Consider the following 15,755-nt stretch of genomic DNA (forward strand, 5'->3'; position numbering starts at 1 on the left):
AGAGTTCATAGAATCTATTTCATATTAAAATGTATTTCCAATTTCCAGTACTGCCATACCCTAAAAGATTTCGCTTTCATATCCATTTTTTATTTACACCTTTTTCCTTTAGAGCTATAATGTTACTTAGTATACATATGAGCGTATTATAAGAAAGGGGGTTACTATCGTGGCGCGCATGTTTCGTGTGCTTGGTTTTTTCACTCTAACGATTGGTCTCATGGCTTTTGCAGCAGATATGCTAGAAATGGCCCTTCTCTTCTTCTTCCAGACCGCCTTTTTTGTTGTTCTAGGCTACTTAAAATTCACCGAGAGAACGTATATTTTGTTATTCTGGGCTTACATGATTATTAGCTTCTCAGGTTTTAGCTATTGGACTGTGTTTGTAATGGGCAATCCTCTATAGAAATAACCATAAAGAACGGTTTGGCTATCCTGCCAAACCGTTCTTTATTTATTTTCTTTATCATATTATTGTTTTATGTAGGTACAAGCTTTCGTTAGGAGGAGAATTATTTGCGACACCGTTTACGCTTCAGCCTTATATTGTTCATCTTCTATTTTCTTCTGTTGGCGAATCCCACTTTTTATGTCTATGCTGAACCTTCACTTGAAGAAGATAAGATGAACGTACTGCAGAACAGCCTCTCCATCGTGGAGATTGATAACGAAATCAAACGAACCGAGGATCAGCAAGAACAAAATGTACGAAAACAACAAACACTAGAAGATGAGTTAAAAAAACATAAAGAAGAAATGGCTGTTCACGAAGAACGAGCCGGCTCTATTGTAAGATCCTATTATATGGGTGAGCGTGATCAACTTCTCCGTATTATTTTAAATTCCAAATCCTTACGCTCCCTTCAGATCGTTGCCAGTTATTACGAGATAATTATATCCAGTGACCAAGATACACTTCGTGCTTATCAAAAAAAGTATAAAGAATTAGCAACCACCTCTGCTGAACTGGAACGTAGTGCACAAGAACTTGCTGATCTAAAACAAAACCTAATATATCAAAGGGAACGTGTTGTTGCGCTCGAAAAAGAAGTAGAAAAAGGGCTCTCTTCAAGTAATCAACGTGAAATCATGGAGAAATTGATTGGAGAATTAACTTCCTATTGGAATAACATCGGAATCCACGAAGTAAAAAAATATTTTAATGCACTAGCCGTTGCTATGGAAAACTTGCCGTCATATGTACAAAAAGAACCTGGGATCATCTCCATGAATGGCAGCACCTACACCATTCGGATCACCGAGGCTCAGTTAAATGATTTTCTAAGATCACAAAATGAAATCTTCAACGACTTTTCGTTTCAGTTTACAGATGATTATATTGTTGCATCCGGAAAACGAGATAACCTTGAGCTTGCTGTTCAAGGACATTACACGGTGATCAATGAACCAGAGAATGGAATTCTTTTTCACGTTGATAAATTAGTTTTCAACCAATTTGAACTCCCTGATACAACACGTAATATGCTTGAACAAGAGTTTGATCTTGGATTCTATCCTCAGAAGTTAATGTCCTTCATCAAAGCAACAGACGTTTCGACCAAAGAACACACTCTTGAAGTAACGATGGAGCTTTCCTTAAAATAGATCTTCTCACAACTGACTATGCACATGAAGCATCTTACTCAGATGCCCCAAATAATCGTTTGATGTGATGTTCATATTCCTTAAATGAAATGTGACCTTGGACAAATTGTTCAATACTGTCTGCTGCTTTCTGAGACTTTTCAGGATCGGATAAGATACGATCTTGATCCTGAAGTAAGGATTGCTCCACACTTTCTTCTAGAGCCTGCAGCGGAATGGCATTTGTTATGTCGCTCATATCAGAAGCTGTATACAGAGATTGATGGACTGGGAGCTTTCCTGAAAGAAGAAACCAAGTTTTTGCTGACCCTGGCGATGTGAGTTTCGCAAGAAACTCTAGTATCGCTTCTTTTTGCGTTGACTTCGGAGAAACAACAAAACTGCGTCCCATTACAGCAAGTGCCTGGGATTCTACGTCATTATTAATATAGGTAGAAAGTTCTTCCCGGTAAATAGGTAACAAATCAGATAAGGTAATAATTCCTGCTTGAAAGTCTGGCTTGTCATAGGAGCGTGTATTTCGCTCTGTCTTGATATATGGAAATAATGCTTGAATAGATTGAATCTGCTTTGAAACATTCTCCTCTTCCTCATTCGCAACGCGAAACACTTCGGAAGCTTCCGGTACAATCCCTTGGAATTTAAGCCATGAAGCAAAAGCAACCGGATCTTCTCCATCAAAATAGAAAGGTCTGTCCATCGATTCGTCCCATTCCGCAAGTTGAGACTTCCACTCTTCGGTTGTACTTGTAGATTGAAGTGGCCCAGTACTCGTTTCTTTTGTTCGGTACTCTGCATACACATAGGGATCCATATCCATAGGGATAGACCAGCGATATCCATTCCACTCTCCCGCCCGAAGTAAAGAATCAAAGGAAGCGCCTGCTGCACCGTTCCCATCCCCGCCAGTTATCGGACTAGCAAACCCTTTTCTCGCAAACCATTTTATATAGCGATTGTCAATGAGTACGGCATCTGGGCTTTCCCCCATCATAAATGCGTTCTTAAATTCAGAATAAAAGTCAGAAGGATCTACATTAGATAAATCGATTTCCATTCCCATTTCTTTTGCTGTATTTTGTGTATGCCTTTGAAAGGCTGTAAACTCTTCATTATCCATGGATACTAGAACTGAGAGAGGTTTATTTTTCTGTGTGGTTTGGGGAGCAGGAGTTGAAAATAGGTCTGTGATGTTGCCTCCATCATCTGTCTTCTGATCTTGGGCAATATCAAGACTCGGTGAAAGTATCGTTAATGACAACAACAAGACAATAAAAAGAATCCAGTGATTTCTCCGCTTCAAGATTCATGCTCCTTCCCACGTAACTAAACAACTTCATTCTACCAACTATTGTAACAAATCGGTAGGCCTCTTGTCCTACATCCTCTCTATATTTCTTGTCTTTAGTTCTTCTCTAGTCAAACAAAAAGAACCGGAACATAAGTCCGGTTCTTGAATTTCGGCTTACCTATGAAAATGGACCAAAGAAACTTCTGTTTCCCGGGAAATAAATACGTATAGCAAGCCTTATAGTAAATCGGCAGCTAACTGCGCAAGCTTGGATCGTTCTCCTTTTTCCAGCATAATGTGTCCGCTAATTCCTTCCTGCCGAAAACGTTCAACGATATAGGTAAGTCCATTACTTGATGAATCAAGATAAGGATGATCGATTTGTTCCGGATCTCCCATAAGAATAATTTTACTGCCTTCTCCTACACGAGATACGATCGTCTTTACTTCATGTCTTGACAAATTCTGAGCCTCGTCGATAATAATGAACTGCCCTGGTATAGATCTTCCCCGAATATAGGTCAAAGCCTCCACCTGTATGCTGCCAAGTCCCATCAAAATTTTATCAATATCTCCTGCTTTTTTTGTGTCAAACAAAAACTCAAGATTATCGTAGATAGGCTGCATCCAGGGACGAAGTTTCTCCTCTTTCTCACCCGGAAGATAACCTATATCTTTCCCCATCGGTACGACAGGTCTTGCAATGAGAAGTTTCTTGAATTTATGATCATCTTCGACCTTAAGCAAACCAGCTGCCAGGGCCAGTAACGTTTTCCCAGTGCCTGCTTTCCCTGTAATGGTCACGAGTGGAATATCATCATTAAGTAAAAGTTCGAGTGCCATTCTCTGCTGGGCATTTCTCGCAACAATTCCCCAAACAGGGTCATTACTTAAATACAGAGGCTCCATTTTAGTACCCTCTTGATTCACTTTCAGTAAAGCTGACTTCCCCGTACCCATCTCATCCTTTAGAATGACAAACTCATGAGGGTATAAGGAGTATGGTAACTGTAAAGGTTTGATAGGTAGAAAACGATAAGTATAAAATTCATCAATAACCGATGGATGGACTTTGATTGTAGAATAACCTGGATACAATTCACTAGGATCGGCGGTACGGTCCGATAAATAATCTTGTGTATATAAACCAAGTACATCTGCTTTTATGCGAACCAGTACATCTTTACTTACGAGAACAACTTGATCCGCTTCCTCCTTTTCTTGCTCTTCGAGGTGATAATTCAGCGCGACTGCCAAAATACGATTATCGTTAGTTACTTCCCCAAACATTTCCTGTACTCTTACAAAGCTGCGATGATTAAGTTCGACTTTCAAACTACCGCCGTCTGGCAAAGGTACTCCACTGTGTAGATGCCCAATTTCCCTTAACCCGTCTAATAAACGCGATACATATCTTGCATTGCGTCCAATTTCGTCCGCATTTCGCTTCTTCGAGTCAATTTCCTCTAAGACGACTGCTGGAATGACGACCTCATGCTCATCAAAAGCATATATGGCGCCCGGGTCATGAAGCAGCACATTCGTATCCAATACAAAAATTTTTTTCATTGGTATCCCCTCCAAGGCGGCGTCTTTTAAGCACAGCTAGAGCAAGCTTTATAGCAGCGGTAAGGACAATCATGCATCCCATATCTAAATGTATTCGTTCAGGAGCAAATAATTGTTCATTTTCCTGAAAATATCCTTGGAATACCCATTTTAATATGAAATGTGTCTTGTCAGACCACACAAAAAACCCAGTGAACGAAATTCACTGGGTTTAAAATCATGACAAAGCAATCTGCCTGCCATACTATTCAATTTAGGTCGTGCAAAACAGGGATTTTCTTTGAACATAGACAAAGACCTCCTGAACGACTCGCATCTATGGGATACACCCACATTATAGCATGGACTTCTTCAATGTAAAACTAGCGTTCCTCATATTTTATTTTCCAGAAGTTGTTTCTGATGAAATATGATTACCAGCAAGTTCCTGAGCGAGAGCTTCCTTCGCTTTGCTTAACTCTCCCTCATTAATATATACATAAGGACTATTCCAAGTTCCTGTCACAGGTACAAAATTCACGTTCTCTTTTGACATATCCCAGTAAGCCGCTATAAAATTTTTCATTTGTTCGCTTTCCACCGTAGTGGTCATATTATCACTCACTGCATTAACCACTTTCCCAATCTTCGTTACGCCACCAAGTGATTTCATCTGATCAAGCATAGAATGCAACACTTCATTTTGACGCTGATTACGAGAGAAGTCGTCTGAAGCTGGTGTTTGCGGATCACAATTCGATTTCCGATAGCGAACATAATCGAGCGCCTCATCTCCATCCAGATGCTGTGGTCCTTTGGTTATATTAATTTTTGTTCCGTCTGCAGTATCGTTATAACACATGTTTTGCGTTGCATTTACATCCACACCACCAAGTGCATCCACCGCATCTGTAAAGCCTTTAAAGTTTAGAACAGTAACGTAATCAATGTTCACATCCAAGTATTTACTAAGCATAACACGCATTTCTTCTTCTGCTTTCACTCCGGATTCTTTTTCCGCAGTCTTAAATCGCGGATAATAGGAATTCAGCTTCCGCTGAGAATATCCATCTAACTTAATAAGGGTATCTCTTGGCAATGACACTAGCGTAACCGAGTCAGTTTTGGGATTCATTGAAGCAACCATAACTACATCCGTAAGATGTGTTTTGGTCTCTTCACGGTAATCTGTACCGAGAATTAACATCGTCAATGGTTTTACCTTAGCCGAATCCTCAGCAGCAACGGGGGAATTATTCCCTGTATCGATTACATTATTAAATAGCATGTATAAATAGCCGATACCTGCTACCACACCAAGAATAACAAGAATCATAACAATTTTCATGAACTTATGAAAAGGACTTTTCCTTTTCTTCTTATTTGACTGGTCTACTTTCTTTTTAGACGGTGATTTTTTGTTCTTATCTCCTCGATCTCTAGGAGGAAGTCCATTAGAGCCCATATTCATTTTCTCAACACCTTTACCTTTTCTAACGTTCTGCCTTCTACTTATATTACCGCTTTTTGTCGGTTTGTATCAAATCTTTAGAATTCGTCCCTTTAAAAAAGGAGAAGACCGCACAAATGGCGGCCTCTCCAGGTGAAAATTATGAAATTGGACACAGTATTATACTTTATCCAATGAATATGATTACTCTTTTACCATTACATCTTGCCTGTATGTCCAGTTGCTTCCGCCTTTTTCTTCTGGCGTCCTTCAACGAAATAACGAATTCGAACAAGAAGCATCAGTCCCACAGCTACTAGCAAGCACTGTATAATTGGTAATTTATCAATCTGGAAAACGAGAAGCATGAAAGCACCTATGGCCATAAAGATGTACAGTAATATCTCTTTGAATAACGACATTTTCTGCTGTGGACGAAATACTTTGTTATAGACATACGTGATCAATACAAAAATAACCACATAGCTTATGATCGGGTGTGACGCTAACCATGCTTGCATGGCGAGTCAGCTCCTTTCGATTTCACGCTCTCTTTTCCTATTATAAAATACGAACCTTATGAATTAGCTTGAGCCATTTTACGTTGTTTCTCTGCACGTTCGCGCTCACTCTTATTCAGAATTTTCTTACGAAGACGAACTGATTTTGGTGTGATCTCACAATATTCATCATCATTCAAATATTCAAGAGCTTGCTCAAGAGAGAAAATAACCGGAGTTTTCATTTTAACTGTGTCGTCTTTAGATGCAGAACGAACGTTAGTCAATTGTTTCTCCTTACAGATGTTCACGACGATGTCGTTGTCACGGTTGTGTTCACCAACGATCATACCTTCGTATACTTCGGTTCCTGGCTCAAGGAACAACGATCCGCGATCCTCTACTCCAATCATACCGTAGAAAGTAGATACTCCGTTCTCACTGGATACGAGTACGCCTTGGTGACGTCCACCAACTTGACCACCTACGAGTGGACCATAGCTGTCAAATGCGTTATTCATTACACCGTAACCACGAGTAAGAGTCAGGAAGTTCGTACGGTAACCAATCAATCCACGTGCTGGAATGAGGAACTCAAGACGAACTTGACCGTTACCGGAGTTCACCATGTTCACCATTTCTGCTTTACGTGATCCAAGACTTTCCATAACAGCTCCCATGCTATCTTCTGGAATGTCAATCAGAAGACGCTCAATCGGCTCCATTTTCTTACCGTCAACTTCTTTGATGATTACTTCCGGTTTGGATACGGCAAGCTCATATCCTTCACGGCGCATGTTCTCAATCAGGATACTAAGGTGAAGTTCACCACGTCCAGAAACAACATATGCATCTGGGCTGTCTGTTTCTTCTACACGAAGACTCACATCTGTTTCAAGTTCTTTGAAAAGACGATCACGAAGTCTACGGGAAGTAACCCATTTACCTTCACGGCCAGCAAAAGGACTCGTGTTAACGAGGAACGTCATTTGCAGTGTAGGCTCATCAATTTTTAGAACTGGCAAAGCTTCAGGGTTATTAGGATCAGCAATAGTTTCACCGATGTTAATATCTTTAATTCCGGCAATAGCAACGATGTCACCTGCGCCAGCTTCAGCTACTTCTACACGTTTTAAGCCTTGGAAACCAAACAATTTCTCGATACGAGCAGATTTAGTTCCTCCATCGCGAAGCATAACCGTAACAGGTTGTCCTTGTTTGATAACGCCACGGTTTACACGACCAATAGCGATACGGCCAAGATACTCATTGTAGTCCATCAAAGTAACGAGGAATTGAAGGGGTTCTTCCACACTTTCTGTTGGGTGAGGAATGTGATCTACGATTGTTTCGTACAAGCTCATCATGTTCTCGTCTTGTTTCTCTGGGTCAAGACTAGAAGTACCATTCAAAGCGGAAGCATACACAACTGGGAAGTCGAGTTGCTCGTCATTTGCACCTAGTTCAATAAACAGGTCAAGGACTTCATCAATAACTTCAGACGGGCGTGCAGCCGGACGGTCGATTTTATTTACGACTACGATCGGAGTGAGGTTATGCTCAAGTGCTTTACGAAGTACGAACTTCGTTTGCGGCATACATCCTTCATAAGCATCAACTACCAAAAGTACACCATCAACCATTTTCATAATCCGTTCCACTTCTCCACCGAAGTCGGCGTGTCCTGGAGTATCCACAATGTTGATGAGGAAATCTTTATAGTTGATTGCAGTATTTTTAGCTAGTATGGTAATCCCGCGTTCCCGTTCTAGGTCGTTAGAGTCCATAGCGCGTTCTTGTACAGCCTCGTGATCGCGGTATGTTCCGGATTGTTGAAGCAACTTGTCGACTAGGGTTGTTTTGCCGTGGTCAACGTGGGCAATAATCGCAATATTGCGAAGGTTCTCTCTTACATGCATGGTTTGTATCCATATCCTTTCCAAAATCAATTCTATTTGTAAATAAAAACGGAATGCTCAACAAAAGAAGCGCCGGATCATCCAGGCGCACTTATATCCACTTATATCCCTTATATTATAGACTAATTTCGTCAAAAATCAAGTATCTTATCGAAATCTACGATTAGGTTTGGGTCTGCCAAAGATAAGCCAAATGCCAGCAAAGATAAGAAGGGCAGCAAATACATAGATAAATCCGGTAGTAAGCAGTGTAACAAATAACAAGACGATGGAAACAGCAAGCGAAATAATGGATATAGAATAGATCATTGCCGGTCTCGGATACTCAAACAACGCGTACTCGAACAAACCTAGCGCTATACCAAACAGAAAAACGGGCCATAAATAGACAAGAAGATGCCAACCAGATAAATTGCAGATGAGGAACAAAATTCCGTAAACTGTAAATAGTCCTGCTGGAATAAGTATTGTAGCACTCGTTTTTCTCATGAAGTAATAAAGATGCAGTAAAATCCCGGGTACTAGCAACACAAGCGGCCAAAAAGTCCGACCTATATAACCAAATATGCCCAGTTTACCCAACAAAATAACAAGACCTGCTACCGCAATAAAAATACCGATAGCACGTTCATTTCTCCCATTCACTATCCTTTCACCTCATCCATAAAAATTTATATATGTTATATCCGTATTACTAAAATTCCTTGTAACAAATTTACAAAACCAAGTTACTAAGTAACTAATATCTATGTATAGTTTATCCTATGTTTTTACAAAAAACTACTCTGTTTGCTAATTCCGTTATTGTGCTTACATATCAATGTTCAATCTGCCTATTTTCTATTAAAAAATAAATAAAAACCGGCAATATTTGCCGGTAATCTCAATGATTCTACTATAAACAAATGCAAAAATTATACACGGTAGTGCGTCAGTTTACGGAAAGCACCACTAATAATAATACATACCGCGAATATAGCAGGTATTAGTCCCTGATAACCCAATAAAAATTGCTGTAGCCAGATGCCGAGTTTCGGATCTCGTAACAGCATCTCACCTGCTGTATAGGCTAAAATTGCTGAGCCTGCAAATACCAAAATCGGATAACGTTGCAGCAGCTTGACTATGATCCCACTCCCCCACACTACAATAGGAATACTAATCGCAATGCCTATGACAATAAGGGCGAGGTCACCGTCTGCAATTGCTGCAATCGCCAGGACATTATCAAGACTCATCACAAAATCCGCGACTAGAATAGTTTGAATTGCACTCCATAACGTGGAAGATTCTCGTACATGTACCTCTTCCGTATCTTCAAAAAGCAGCTTGAATGCAATATATAGAAGCATCAGGCCCCCAGCTGCTTGGATATACGGAATTCCGAGAATAAGTACAGCTACAAAGGTTAAGATACATCTCAGCAATACTGCGCCAAAGGCGCCCCACCAGACAGCTTGTCTTCTCCTGTGTACCGGCAAATTACGACTTGCCATTGCAATAACCACTGCGTTATCACCGCTAAGCACAAGATTGATCATAAGTATTTGTGCTAGCAACCATAGCTCTTCCATACCTTACGAACACCCCCATACATTAGATGTATGTTCGCATTGCCAAGCCTATGCTTGACGATGTATGGGTAGAGGAATATAATGAATTCCGATTTGTACCATCAGAAACGTTTCAATAAAAGGAGTGACCTTCATGGATATCAGCGAGTTTTTAGTCAGCTTGCTGCAGGTTGTATTCATCGACCTGATACTTGCCGGCGATAACGCAATTGTGATCGGACTCGCTGCACGAAATTTGCCTCAGGAAACTCAGAAAAAAGCGATTATTTATGGCACCGGAGGCGCGGTCCTAATTCGAATTGCAGCTACGATTATTGTGCTCTGGCTGTTACAGATCCCTTGGCTGTTACTTATAGGGGGCGTGCTTCTTGTCGGTATTGCCTATAAACTTCTCGCCGATCAAGGGGACGAGCATACAGAAGTAAAAGCGGGAGCTTCGTTATGGACAGCAGTAAGAACCATCGTTATTGCTGACGCAGCTATGGGCATCGATAATGTAATCGCTGTGGCGGGTGCAGCAGAACAACATTTGCTTCTCGTTATTCTTGGTTTGTTAATTAGTGTGCCTATTATCGTTTGGGGCAGTACCCTGTTTATCAAATTGATTAATCGTTTCCCATGGATTATTTTCCTAGGGGCAGCAGTCCTTGGATATACAGCTTCTAACATGATTACCGAAGAAAGAATGCTGGAGCCTTTCTTCAGTGCTCACCCTGCAGTTCGTGTATTGTTCATCGTGCTTGTCGTTGCCGGAGTGCTCTTTGCTGGTTATCGCAAACAACAAAGTTCTAAACGTGAACAACAACATTCCTATTCGTAAAGAGGCTACGCAAAGTAAATGCATTCAAAAAAGCTGTTTCTATACATCTTACACGATGTATAGAAACAGCTTTTTCCATGTTAGTTCAATTTATAGCCAGTCTTCTTCTATCGCACTGGATTCCTGAGTTTGCTCGCTTCCTCCAAGTGTGATCGTTTCCGTATTAGCTACAGCGTTCTCTATCAAAGAAGACAGATCGGTAATCGATGCCTCTATCTTCTCTACGATTCGGAGATTAGGGTTCGTTGCAGGAGACTTTGGAACAAATAAAGTACAGCAATCTTCATAAGGTAAAATAGATAATTCATAGGTGCCAATCTCTTCAGCAATTTTGACAATCTCGCTTTTATCCATCATGACAAGTGGACGAAGGAGCGGAAGATCGGTTGCTCTTCCAATAACATTCATACTCCCAAGCGTTTGACTTGCCACTTGACCAAGACTATCACCACTCACAATTGCTAGTGCCCCTTCTCGTTCTGCAAGCATTGTTGCAATTCGGAGCATTGAGCGTCGCATTAAAGTAATAATCAGTTTATCTTGTCCTATTTGGGTAAACGAGGTTTGCACCTCAGTAAAAGGAACAAGGTGTAGTTTGATTTCTCCTGAGTAACCAGCTAGCACTCTCGCAAGATCGATGACCTTATCCTTTGCTTTTTGACTTGTAAAAGGGAAACTAAAGAAATGCACAAGCTCCAGCTCCAGCCCTCTCTTCATGGAAGACCACGCAGCAACAGGTGAATCAATTCCTCCAGATAAAAGCATCATTGCCTTACCGTTCGATCCCCTAGGAAATCCTCCTACAGCTGTAAATGATTCGAAAAATAAATAAGTTTGATCCTCTCTAATTTCGATCTTCAGTTCGATATTAGGTTTTCTTACGTCCACTTTGAGTGCTTGAAAACGACGAAGTAATGGGGAACCTACCAGATGGTTCATTTCATGGGATGAGTGTTCAAATCCCTTCCATACACGTCTTGCTTTCACTTTGAATGTAGTCCCTTCCACCGGGTTTAACTCTTCCATGAAATCAAGAGAAGCCTCCACAATTTCATCCAAACTCGATGCAGTTACTTTCACTGGACTGATGGATACAATACCAAAGATCTTTCTTAAATCTTCTATAACAGCCAGATGGTCATGCCCTCCAAGTCCTACGTACATGCGCCCGTACTCTTCCACCAACGTTGCCTCAGGATATGCGATGAGCTTAGACATAACATGTCTTTTCATTGATTTTTCGAATCGTCTCCGGTTTTTACCTTTTAAAATAAACTCTCCAAAACGAAGCAGTAACATATCATATTTCATTATTTAACGGTTCCACCCTTCAAAAGAGACCAATCTCTTCTTCATCTGCTGTAAAGCATGAATGAGTTGATCTATATGTTCATCGTTGTGAGTATCGCCCAGACTGATTCGAATTCCAGAGCGTGCAATTTCTTCTGACTTCCCCATAGCGAGTAGTACCCTGCTCGGTTCGGTATACTTGGAAGAACAGGCAGACTGCGTTGAAACAATAATGCCTAGTTGCTCAAGTGTGTGTAAAATCACCTCTGCCTTCATCCCAGGATAGGAGAAATGCACAATGTGAGGTGCTCCCTTACTGGAGCTGTTCAGTTCCCATTCCGGATGACGACCAATTTCTTCGATTAATCGATCTCTGAGTGGGACAAGACGAGCACAAAGTTCAGATCTTTGCTCTTCTGCCAGACGAATGGCCTTTGTCATAGCCGCAATGATCGGCACATTCTCTGTGCCCGCCCGTAGTCCTCCCTCCTGAGATCCTCCTGACATAAGCGGAGTGAGCTCAAGACCTGAGCGGACGTAAAGAAGACCGGCTCCTTTAGGTCCACGTATTTTATGAGCTGAGAGGCTATATAAATCGATTCCGGATTGTTGAAGTTCCAACTTTATTTTGCCAAAAGCTTGTACTCCGTCTACATGGAATATTACCTTTGGATATACTTTCTTGAGCTGCTGCCCTATATTCATGATTGGATGAATCGCACCCGTCTCATTGTTAACATGCATAAGACTGACCAAAATAGTATCTTTTCCTACAGCTTCCAGTACATCCTCACACTTAACCTGACCTTCGGAATCTACTGGCACATAAGTAATATCATACCCCATTTGCTCTAAAAACCGAATGCTCTCATATACAGAAGCATGCTCTGTTTTAGTAGTTACAATATGTTTTCCACGAGAACGGTAACGAAATGCAGTTCCTTTTATCGCCATATTATTACTTTCAGTTGCTCCAGAAGTAAAGACGATTTCAGACGTTTTTACACCCAACGTCTTGGCACAAACTTCACGTGATCTTTTGAGTAGTCTTTCCGCATCTTCCCCGTACCCGTGAATAGAAGAAGCATTTGCATAATGTCGATTCATTACTTCGCCTATTGTCCGAATTACATCTGGGTAAGGCGGGGTTGAAGCCGCATAATCAAAATAAAGCAACTCGCTCACCTCCTTAAGCTAAAACATCAGGATAAAACGCAAAAAGACCAATGATAGAACGGTCTAATCATATCTTGAGACCATTCTCATGTGATCTTTTCGCAGATCTATACAGTTATAAAATAATCAGACAGTGTATTTCGCCTGGGCCTGTTCTATTTTAGTAATATAGCGCTGCGTTTCAAGCGGCAAACGGTTTAGCACAGACATCAATTCCTCATCTGTATCTACACCTAAACGACCTACTCTTCCTGGACCTGCATTATAGGCTGCAAGAGCTAGCTTCTCTTCACCGTTAAATCGCTGAAGCTGGTAAGATAAATATCGTGTGCCTGCATCTATACTTTGAGCTGGGTCAAACGGATCTGACACTCCCAAACCAGCTGCTGTGCCATCCATAAGTTGCATGAGCCCTTTGGCACCAGCACTCGATACTACGTTAGGATTAAAAGATGATTCCGTATCAATAACGGCTTTAATCAGTGATTCAGAAACGCCGTATTTTTGGCTCGCTTTCTCAATCAAGGACTGGTAATCCGTTTTGGAGGCTCCTGCATGGGCAGTTGATGAAGAAACTGAAGTAGTAACAGCGGAACTTACAGTACTAGTCTGCTCAGTTACGGTTCCATTTCCCAAATGCATCCATAGAAGCCCATCTCCATTACCAGAAATGGTTCTTGGACTGGGTTGTTCTGAATTCAAGTTATCTCCTTGCTGCGCTTGTCCTAGATATTCCTCAAATGAAGCAGACGAAGCAGAACTTACCTTACTGCTGCTCGTTGAAGAAGTATCAGACGTGTGAGAAGGTGAAGTTAAGTCATACCATAGAGTATTCCCCACCGGATCAATATGCATATGTAAATGAGCCTCCATTCGCTTTGTGTCCAAACTCTATTGTACACGGAAGAAAGCAAAAGTGCCAAGACCTGATTTTCCTTAACGAATATAATCACGAAAACAGGCAACCCCTTATTTCAGAGTTGCCTGCCCTTACATTTTCTACTGATAGTAAGTGAAAAGCACAAGAAAAGAATAACTAACAAGTGATGCAATACCGATGCCTACCGCCCAACCGCCAGTCGTACGTCTTCCGTCAGCAAATGCATAATAACCGAGGACGATTCCAATTGTACCAAGCACAAAGGACCAAACAAATAAAGAAATAAGGGATATAGCCAGCGCCAGATATCCAATTCTCATGGAGACGAGATTCTCCGTTTCCGATTCAACCTCTGCTCTTGCTTCTGGCTCCTCAGCAACAAACATACCGGCAAGTGGAGAAGTTAACTCTGCAGCATATTCTTCCTTATGCTCGTGTTCCTTTCGAGGGTAATCAACTCGTTCTCTAACGGATTTTGAATTGTGCTTTCTTTTTGATTTAGCCATGAAATAAGATCACCTCCGAAGCATTAAAGCTTGACAGGGTAAGGGAACATTTCTTAAATACAATTTGTAAGTCAGCTATGCGTGTTTAGGTTTAAAAGTATGGCAACAAGTCGCTGAAGAGGTAGGAGCTACATCCATATGCTCAGAATCGAAGGTTTCACCCGCATATTCTTCTTTCAAGTGCTTGGATGCATAAGCATCAATATTAATCATGATTAGATCCGCCTTGCAGAAGTTTTCTTCTCCCCAATAGGAGCAGTTAGATACACTGCATCTTACGATTGGTTTATCACTCATTATTATCACCTCATTACCTATCGTTCCCCTTTCCATAGCTGTTATACACCACAACAATCATCTTCTTTACTATGTAAAAAAAAGAAAAAAGCCGCAGAATCTGCGGCTAAAGTTGTAATGCATATTTATCAATGTAAAACATGATTAACGTAAGCTATTAGGCGTGATTACGTTGATTTTGCATTCTACGCTGAGTCAAATAATCACTTTCATAAAAAGTAAGATCGTCCCTAAGTTCTTCATAGGTTCTTGTAATTTCCATAATAATGTCACGTGCTGGTCGAACCGGCTTTACCCGGAAACGAATTGCATCTTGACCTGTATACGCATAACGTCCATCTTCCGAATAACATTCGTTTTTCGGATAGAAGAAACTGTTCACACTTTGATGATACAAATGGTAAAGAGCTTTTTCAGCGAAGTCAACGTCAAAATTCGCACGTCGTAATGCTGTACCGAGCTTCTCGTAGGAAACTTCGGAGAACACTAACAAATGACGCAGATCAGAAAGAAATCCTTTGTAAAATAGTACGGTTTCCTGATCTTGATCAGCAGCAAGCTGAGCAAGTGAATTTTCATTCAGAAATGTTTCCAACTTTTCTATTGCAGGTTTCAATTTCTCTCGTGCGGATTCACATAACTTCTGCACATTGGCTGACATAAAGGTAGTTCCCCCTTAAAGAATAAGTCCTTATAGACTTCTTATAAACGATCTAAAATTTTGCAATAACATTTTTGACCAATAATTCTCAGCTACTATCCTATCATAAAATAGTGACGAGCGGTACTTAAATAAAACATGAGTACTGGATTTTTAAAATTCCTACGTACATATCCGTATAAAAAGTTCCATTCCTCCTCACGCTAAAGGAACCTAAAAACATTAAAAATGCAGGAGG

16 protein-coding genes are annotated in these 15,755 nt (G+C 40.8%); 3 read left to right on the top strand and 13 right to left on the bottom strand.

All coding sequences use genetic code 11. The features are described 5' to 3' along the window. Positions 1 to 169: 169 nt before the first annotated feature. The gene (locus KFT32_RS02225; RefSeq protein WP_211745456.1) at positions 170 to 406 is read left to right on the top strand and encodes a DUF2626 family protein; all 237 of its coding nucleotides are present in this window, start codon (positions 170 to 172) and stop codon (positions 404 to 406) included. Between the two features lie 110 nt (positions 407 to 516). Further along, positions 517 to 1,605 carry a coiled-coil domain-containing protein gene (locus KFT32_RS02230; protein WP_211745457.1) on the top strand — a complete coding sequence of 363 codons (1,089 nt, stop codon included), beginning with the start codon at positions 517 to 519 and terminating at the stop codon, positions 1,603 to 1,605. Between the two features lie 34 nt (positions 1,606 to 1,639). Here the strand turns inward: KFT32_RS02230 and KFT32_RS02235 are convergent, their stop codons facing one another. The 7 genes from KFT32_RS02235 to KFT32_RS02265 all read right to left on the bottom strand — a co-directional run bounded on the left by KFT32_RS02235 (position 1,640) and on the right by KFT32_RS02265 (position 9,887). Next, positions 1,640 to 2,908: a type 2 periplasmic-binding domain-containing protein gene (locus tag KFT32_RS02235; protein ID WP_211745458.1), complete on the bottom strand. Its 1,269-nt coding sequence runs from the start codon at positions 2,906 to 2,908 to the stop codon at positions 1,640 to 1,642. 225 nt (positions 2,909 to 3,133) lie between these two features. Beyond that, positions 3,134 to 4,465, bottom strand: a complete 1,332-nt coding sequence (locus KFT32_RS02240; RefSeq protein ID WP_211745459.1) for a PhoH family protein — start codon at positions 4,463 to 4,465, stop codon at positions 3,134 to 3,136. Between the two features lie 379 nt (positions 4,466 to 4,844). Beyond that, positions 4,845 to 5,915, bottom strand: coding sequence for an LCP family protein (locus KFT32_RS02245; protein ID WP_211745460.1), 1,071 nt, complete (start codon positions 5,913 to 5,915; stop codon positions 4,845 to 4,847). Positions 5,916 to 6,112: 197 nt separating this feature from the next. After that, positions 6,113 to 6,415: a YlaH-like family protein gene (locus tag KFT32_RS02250; protein ID WP_211745461.1), complete on the bottom strand. Its 303-nt coding sequence runs from the start codon at positions 6,413 to 6,415 to the stop codon at positions 6,113 to 6,115. Between the two features lie 56 nt (positions 6,416 to 6,471). Then, positions 6,472 to 8,313: a translational GTPase TypA gene (gene typA / locus KFT32_RS02255; protein WP_211745462.1), complete on the bottom strand. Its 1,842-nt coding sequence runs from the start codon at positions 8,311 to 8,313 to the stop codon at positions 6,472 to 6,474. Positions 8,314 to 8,460: 147 nt separating this feature from the next. Continuing rightward, positions 8,461 to 8,958 (bottom strand): hypothetical protein, encoded by a 498-nt coding sequence (locus KFT32_RS02260; protein WP_211745463.1) that lies wholly within the window; start codon positions 8,956 to 8,958, stop codon positions 8,461 to 8,463. Positions 8,959 to 9,227: 269 nt separating this feature from the next. Next, on the bottom strand, positions 9,228 to 9,887 hold the full coding sequence (locus KFT32_RS02265; RefSeq protein WP_211745464.1) for a TerC family protein: 660 nt from the start codon (positions 9,885 to 9,887) through the stop codon (positions 9,228 to 9,230). A gap of 133 nt (positions 9,888 to 10,020) precedes the next feature. On the opposite strand from KFT32_RS02265, the gene KFT32_RS02270 reads away from it, so the two are divergent. Continuing rightward, positions 10,021 to 10,707: a TerC family protein gene (locus tag KFT32_RS02270; protein ID WP_211745465.1), complete on the top strand. Its 687-nt coding sequence runs from the start codon at positions 10,021 to 10,023 to the stop codon at positions 10,705 to 10,707. A gap of 90 nt (positions 10,708 to 10,797) precedes the next feature. Here the strand turns inward: KFT32_RS02270 and thiI are convergent, their stop codons facing one another. From thiI to KFT32_RS02300, 6 genes are all read right to left on the bottom strand, one after another. Beyond that, complete coding sequence (gene thiI, locus KFT32_RS02275) at positions 10,798 to 12,018, bottom strand: tRNA uracil 4-sulfurtransferase ThiI (protein ID WP_211745466.1); 1,221 nt, start codon at positions 12,016 to 12,018, stop codon at positions 10,798 to 10,800. Between the two features lie 3 nt (positions 12,019 to 12,021). Next, a complete protein-coding gene (locus KFT32_RS02280) occupies positions 12,022 to 13,173 on the bottom strand; it encodes a cysteine desulfurase family protein (RefSeq protein ID WP_211745467.1) in 1,152 nt (383 codons plus the stop codon). Positions 13,174 to 13,299: 126 nt separating this feature from the next. After that, positions 13,300 to 14,028, bottom strand: a complete 729-nt coding sequence (locus tag KFT32_RS02285) for a lytic transglycosylase domain-containing protein (RefSeq protein ID WP_211745468.1) — start codon at positions 14,026 to 14,028, stop codon at positions 13,300 to 13,302. Between the two features lie 144 nt (positions 14,029 to 14,172). After that, positions 14,173 to 14,559, bottom strand: a complete 387-nt coding sequence (locus KFT32_RS02290; RefSeq protein WP_211745469.1) for a hypothetical protein — start codon at positions 14,557 to 14,559, stop codon at positions 14,173 to 14,175. A gap of 75 nt (positions 14,560 to 14,634) precedes the next feature. After that, positions 14,635 to 14,856, bottom strand: a complete 222-nt coding sequence (locus KFT32_RS02295) for a DUF1540 domain-containing protein (protein ID WP_249344838.1) — start codon at positions 14,854 to 14,856, stop codon at positions 14,635 to 14,637. A 157-nt stretch (positions 14,857 to 15,013) separates the two neighbouring features. Further along, the gene (locus tag KFT32_RS02300; protein WP_211745471.1) at positions 15,014 to 15,517 is read right to left on the bottom strand and encodes a YpuI family protein; all 504 of its coding nucleotides are present in this window, start codon (positions 15,515 to 15,517) and stop codon (positions 15,014 to 15,016) included. Between the last annotated feature and the right edge of the window lie 238 nt (positions 15,518 to 15,755).

The sequence above is a fragment of the Paenibacillus sp. Marseille-Q4541 genome (genome assembly GCF_018310695.1).
In the GTDB taxonomy this organism is placed as follows: domain Bacteria; phylum Bacillota; class Bacilli; order Paenibacillales; family Paenibacillaceae; genus Paenibacillus.

Excerpts from the sequence above, each read along its gene's own strand:
- KFT32_RS02240 (WP_211745459.1), bottom strand. The coding sequence starts at position 4,465 with ATGAAAAAAATTTTTGTATTGGATACGAATGTGCTGCTTCATGACCCG.
- KFT32_RS02270 (WP_211745465.1), top strand. The coding sequence starts at position 10,021 with ATGGATATCAGCGAGTTTTTAGTCAGCTTGCTGCAGGTTGTATTCATC.
- KFT32_RS02265 (WP_211745464.1), bottom strand. The coding sequence starts at position 9,887 with ATGGAAGAGCTATGGTTGCTAGCACAAATACTTATGATCAATCTTGTG.
- typA (WP_211745462.1), bottom strand. The coding sequence starts at position 8,313 with ATGCATGTAAGAGAGAACCTTCGCAATATTGCGATTATTGCCCACGTT.
- KFT32_RS02285 (WP_211745468.1), bottom strand. The coding sequence starts at position 14,028 with ATGCATATTGATCCGGTGGGGAATACTCTATGGTATGACTTAACTTCA.
- KFT32_RS02295 (WP_249344838.1), bottom strand. The coding sequence starts at position 14,856 with ATGAGTGATAAACCAATCGTAAGATGCAGTGTATCTAACTGCTCCTAT.
- thiI (WP_211745466.1), bottom strand. The coding sequence starts at position 12,018 with ATGAAATATGATATGTTACTGCTTCGTTTTGGAGAGTTTATTTTAAAA.
- KFT32_RS02300 (WP_211745471.1), bottom strand. The coding sequence starts at position 15,517 with ATGTCAGCCAATGTGCAGAAGTTATGTGAATCCGCACGAGAGAAATTG.
- KFT32_RS02250 (WP_211745461.1), bottom strand. The coding sequence starts at position 6,415 with ATGCAAGCATGGTTAGCGTCACACCCGATCATAAGCTATGTGGTTATT.
- KFT32_RS02245 (WP_211745460.1), bottom strand. The coding sequence starts at position 5,915 with ATGAATATGGGCTCTAATGGACTTCCTCCTAGAGATCGAGGAGATAAG.
- KFT32_RS02290 (WP_211745469.1), bottom strand. The coding sequence starts at position 14,559 with ATGGCTAAATCAAAAAGAAAGCACAATTCAAAATCCGTTAGAGAACGA.